Genomic DNA, 1,439 nt, shown 5'->3' with positions numbered 1-1,439 from the left:
CGGACCGCCGCCGCGGCCGACGGTGCCGCCGCGGCCGTGGAACAGCAGCAATTCGACCTGGTGCTCGCGGCACAGGCGCACCAGCGCTTCCTGGGCGCGGTACTGGGCCCAGGCGGCGGCGGTGGTGCCGGCGTCCTTGGCCGAGTCGGAGTAGCCGATCATCACCTCCTGCGGCCCGTGCAGACGCGCGCGGTAGCCCGGCAGGCCGAGCAGGCGGTCGATCACCGGGCCGGCGTTATCCAGGTCGGCCAGGGTTTCGAACAGTGGCACCACGCGTATCGGCCGGCGCAACCCGGCCTCCTTGAGCAGCAGTTGCACCGCCAGCACGTCGGAGGCGGCGCCGGCCATGGAGATCACGTAGGAGCCCAGCGAGGCAGCCGGCGCGGCGGCCACCTCGCGGCAGGTGGCGAGCACCTCGGCGGTGTCGGCCGAGGGCCGGTAGTCGCTCGGCAGCAGCGGCCGGCGGTTGTCCAGCTCGCGCTGCAAAAAGCTCAGGCGCGCCGCCTCGTCCCACTCGGCGTAGCGGCCCAGGCCCAGGTAGTCGGTGATTTCCGTGAGCGCCGCGGCATGCCGACTGGAGTCCTGGCGCACGTCCAGGCGCACCAGGAACAGGCCGAAAGTGGCCGCCCGGCGCAGGCAGTCGAGCAGCGGGCCGTCGGCGATCACGCCCATGCCGCAGGCGTGCAGCGACTGGTAGCAGAGCTGCAGCGGCGCCAGCAGGTCGTGGTTGTCCTGCAGCACCGCGGCGCTCGGCGCCACTTGCGCGGCGAGCGCCTGCTGCGCCCAGCTGCGAGTCTCGCGCAGGCGTTCACGCAGTTGCTTGAGCAGCGCCCGGTAGGGCTCGGCACTGTCGCCGACCTGGGCACGCAGCTCGGCGCTGGCCTGCTGCATGGACAGCTCGGCGGCCAGCTGGTCGACGTCGCGCAGGTACAGGTCGGCGGCCATCCAGCGCGCCAGCAGCAGCACCTCGCGGGTGACCCGGGCGGTGACGTTGGGGTTGCCGTCGCGGTCGCCGCCCATCCAGGAGGCGAAGCGGATCGGCGCCGCCTCCAGCGGCAGGCGCAGGCCGGTGGCGGCCTGCAGGCTGCGATCGGCGCGGCGCAAAAACTGCGGCACGGCCTGCCACAGCGAGTGCTCGATCACCGCGAAGCCCCACTTGGCCTCGTCCACCGGGGTCGGCCGGCTGCGGCGGATCTCCTCGGTATGCCAGGCCTCGGCGATCAGCCGCTGCAGGCGCTGGACGCTGCGCTCGCGCTCGTCCGCCAGCAGGTCGCTGTGATCCAGCGCCGCCAGCTGTGCGGCGATGGCGTCGTACTTCTGGATCAGGGTACGCCGCGCCACCTCGGTGGGGTGGGCGGTGAGCACCAGTTCGATATCCAGGCGGCCAAGCTGACGCGCCAGCTCGTCGGGCTTCTGCCCGGCTGCGAGCAGGCGCGCCA

At 73.1% G+C, this 1,439-nt stretch carries 1 protein-coding gene; it reads right to left on the bottom strand.

What is annotated here, in order from left to right; genetic code table 11:
- Nucleotides 1-1,439 (bottom strand): phosphoenolpyruvate carboxylase (locus N878_RS20375; protein ID WP_021445387.1); only part of this gene is annotated, 1,439 nt, incomplete at both ends.

Source organism: Pseudomonas sp. EGD-AK9 (genome assembly GCF_000465935.2).
In the GTDB taxonomy this organism is placed as follows: domain Bacteria; phylum Pseudomonadota; class Gammaproteobacteria; order Pseudomonadales; family Pseudomonadaceae; genus Aquipseudomonas.
This window is presented reverse-complemented; position numbering and strand designations above follow the sequence as displayed.